This is a genomic window from Stenotrophomonas sp. 2YAF22 (genome assembly GCF_052114665.1).
GTDB lineage: Bacteria > Pseudomonadota > Gammaproteobacteria > Xanthomonadales > Xanthomonadaceae > Stenotrophomonas > Stenotrophomonas indicatrix.
Genome location: NZ_JBFRFE010000497.1, coordinates 1 through 3,269 on the forward strand (window position 1 = coordinate 1; position 3,269 = coordinate 3,269).

At 66.0% G+C, this 3,269-nt stretch carries 5 protein-coding genes; 4 read left to right on the plus strand and 1 reads right to left on the minus strand.

What is annotated here, in order from left to right; translation table 11 throughout:
- The 4 genes from AB4Y84_RS17070 to AB4Y84_RS17085 form a co-directional block, all read left to right on the plus strand.
- A partial coding sequence (locus AB4Y84_RS17070) for a hypothetical protein (RefSeq protein WP_442250508.1) occupies positions 1-222 on the plus strand: 222 nt, incomplete at its 5' end.
- A gap of 144 nt (positions 223-366) precedes the next feature.
- Positions 367-684 carry a DUF4156 domain-containing protein gene (locus AB4Y84_RS17075; RefSeq protein WP_442243985.1) on the plus strand — a complete coding sequence of 106 codons (318 nt, stop codon included), beginning with the start codon at positions 367-369 and terminating at the stop codon, positions 682-684.
- 102 nt (positions 685-786) lie between these two features.
- Positions 787-1,803, plus strand: coding sequence for a 3-oxoacyl-ACP synthase III (locus AB4Y84_RS17080; RefSeq protein ID WP_100554389.1), 1,017 nt, complete (start codon positions 787-789; stop codon positions 1,801-1,803).
- Between the two features lie 60 nt (positions 1,804-1,863).
- The gene (locus AB4Y84_RS17085; RefSeq protein WP_442243986.1) at positions 1,864-2,754 is read left to right on the plus strand and encodes an alpha/beta fold hydrolase; all 891 of its coding nucleotides are present in this window, start codon (positions 1,864-1,866) and stop codon (positions 2,752-2,754) included.
- Positions 2,755-2,871: 117 nt separating this feature from the next.
- Here the strand turns inward: AB4Y84_RS17085 and AB4Y84_RS17090 are convergent.
- The coding region (locus AB4Y84_RS17090; RefSeq protein WP_442250509.1) for a YkgJ family cysteine cluster protein at positions 2,872-3,269 on the minus strand (398 nt) is incomplete at its 5' end.

A 3,269-nucleotide genomic window follows, 5' to 3' on the forward strand; every position in this document is an offset into this window, starting at 1 on the left:
ATCGTGCAGTTCAAGCGTCCGGACGACTACGTGCTGCGCCGCAAGGCCGAGATCGAAGCGATGACCCCGGCACAGGTGCAGCAGGCGGCAGCGGAGATCAAGCCGCAGGCGCTGACCTGGGTGGTGGTGGGTGACCTCAAGCAGACCGAAGCGGCCGTGCGCGCCTTGAACCTGGGCGAAGTGACCGTGATCGATGCCGAAGGCAACCCGGTCAAGAAGTAAGGGATGTGCCTGCCCGCTCCGGCGGGCAGGCCTCCGGTGGTAGTGCCGGCCGCTGGCCGGCAACCTCACGATGGGGGCTCACCGGCTATCCCTGATTCAGACGGTTCAGGCACACTCCTGACATTCCCTTCCAGGATCCTGCCCATGCGCGTTCTGCTGCTGTCGTCCCTGTTGCTCACCGTCACCGCCTGCACCTGGGTGCCGATCGAACCGGCCGGCAAGGCGACCCGCGTGCTGCCGGCAGGCCCGGTACCGGCCGGCTGCATCTCCAAGGGCGAAGTGGTGGTGACCGTGAAGAGCAAGGTCGGCTTCTACAACCGCAACCCGCTGCGCGTGCAGGAAGAGCTGGAAACCCTGGCCCGCAACGAGGCCCCGACCACCGGCGCCAATGTCGTGCAGGCCGCTGCGGCCCCGGCCGATGGCAGCCAGCGCTTCGCCGCCTTCCAGTGCCCGCCGCGCTGAATCCTTCACCATACGGCCAAGGCTGAATTCGTAAAGATGCGGTGAAGGGCCGGGGGGTTATAGAATAGCGCCCCCTTTGCCTGAGCCTTGGCGCTAACCTCGATGCTCTTCAAGAATGTCTCGATTGCCGGCCTGGCTCACGTTGATGCGCCGCACACGCTGACGACCAAGGAAATCAACGAACGCCTGCAGCCGACGCTGGATCGCCTTGGTATCCGTACCGACGTCCTCGGCGACATCGCCGGCATCCACGCGCGCCGCCTGTGGGACAACGGCGTCCTGGCGTCCGATGCGGCCACCATGGCTGGCCGCAAGGCGCTGGAAGACGCAGGCATCGATGCGACGCAGGTCGGCCTGTTGATCAACACCTCGGTCAGCCGTGACTACCTGGAGCCGTCCACCGCTTCCATCGTGTCCGGCAACCTCGGTGTCAGCGACGAGTGCATGACCTTCGACGTCGCCAATGCCTGCCTGGCCTTCATCAACGGCATGGACATCGCTGCGCGCATGCTTGAGCGCGGTGAGATCGACTATGCGCTGGTGGTGGATGGCGAGACCGCCAACCTGGTGTACGAAAAGACCCTGGAGCGGATGACCGCGCCGGACGTCACCGCCGACGACTTCCGCAACGAGCTGGCGGCGCTGACCACCGGTTCCGGTGCGGCCGCGATGGTGATGGCCCGTTCGGAGCTGGTCCCCGACGCGCCGCGCTACAAGGGTGGCGTGACCCGCTCGGCCACCGAGTGGAACCAGCTGTGCCTGGGCAACCTGGACCGCATGGTCACCGACACCCGCATGCTGCTGATCGAAGGCATCAAGCTGGCCCAGAAGACCTTCGCCGCCGCCAAGATCGCACTGGGCTGGGCAGTGGAAGAGCTGGACCAGTTCGTCATCCACCAGGTCAGCCAGCCGCACACCGCTGCGTTCATCAAGAATTTCGGCATCGATCCGAAGAAGGTCATGACCATCTTCGGTGAGCACGGCAACATCGGTCCGGCCTCGGTGCCGATCGTGCTGAGCAAGCTCAAGCAGCTGGGCAAGCTGAAGAAGGGCGATCGCATCGCGCTTCTGGGCATTGGTTCTGGCCTGAACTGCTCGATGGCTGAAGTGGTCTGGTAAGCAGCCCGCTGCGTTGATTCCAAGGGCCGGTTTACCGGCCCTTTTTACAGGTGCGATCCGATGTCCCAGCTTCCCGGTTACCCCGCCCACCCGCAGCGTTTCGAGGTCCGCCCCGGCCTGTCGATGAACTATCTCGACGAGGGCCCGCGCGACGGCGAGGTAGTGGTGATGGTGCACGGCAACCCGTCGTGGAGCTATTACTGGCGCACGCTGGTGGCCGGCCTGTCGGACAAATACCGCTGCATCGTGCCGGACCATATCGGCATGGGCCTGTCGGACAAGCCCGACGACAGCCGCTACGAGTACACGCTGCAGTCCCGCGTGGATGATCTGGATGCGCTGCTGAAGCATCTGGGCATCACCGGCCCGGTGACGCTGGCCGTGCACGACTGGGGTGGCATGATCGGCTTCGGCTGGGCGCTGTCGCACCACGACCAGGTCAAGCGCCTGGTGGTGCTCAACACCGCCGCGTTCCCGATGCCGGCGGCGAAGAAGATGCCGTGGCAGATCGCGCTGGGGCGGCACTGGAAGATCGGCGAGTGGATCATCCGCACCTTCAATGCGTTCTCGTCCGGTGCCTCGTGGCTGGGCGTGGAGCGGAAGATGCCGGCCGACGTGCGCCGCGCCTACGTGTCGCCGTACAACAGTTACGCCAACCGCATCAGCACCATCCGCTTCATGCAGGACATCCCGCTGTCGCCGGCCGACAAGGCGTGGTCACTGCTGGAGCGCGCCGGCAAGGCGCTGCCGTCGTTCGCCGATCGTCCGGCCTTCCTCGGCTGGGGCCTGCGTGATTTCGTGTTCGACCACCACTTCCTGAAGGGCTTCCAGGCGGCGTTGCCGAAGGCGCAGGTGCATGCCTTCGAGGATGCCGGCCACTACGTGCTGGAAGACAAGCATGAAGTGCTGGTGCCGGAGATCCGGGCGTTCCTGGACAAGAACCCGATCTGAAGAGTGTGCCGACCAACGGTCGGCACCCACCGGGAGAATGAACGGGTGGGTGCCGGCCGCTGGTCGGCACGCCTGGGGAAGGGATGGGTGGGTGCCGACCGTTGGTCGGCACGCATGTCATGCCGCAATCGGCGCCTGTGGCGAGGGGCTGTTGCCGTTGTCGTCCGGGTGGTCGTCGTCGTTGTCCGCGCCGTCGCGCCAGCGCCAGTCGGCCAGGGTCAGCGGATCCAGCCCATAGGCGATGCGGGCCTTGTCGCACTGCGGGCTGGCCTTGCCGTATTCCCACGATGCATCCACCTCGCGGCACACGCTGGGGCGGTTGGGGTGGATCGTGCAGCGCGAATAGACGCCGATCTGCGCGTCCAGCGCCACGCAGCGCACCGGCTTGGAATGGGTGCCGCGCATGCACAGGCGGTGCGGGTCGAGCACCTCGGTGAGCTGGTGCGGCACGCCGCCGGGGGTGACCTCGTCCGATTCCATCCAGTGGAAGGCCACGCGGTACTGGGTGCAGCAGG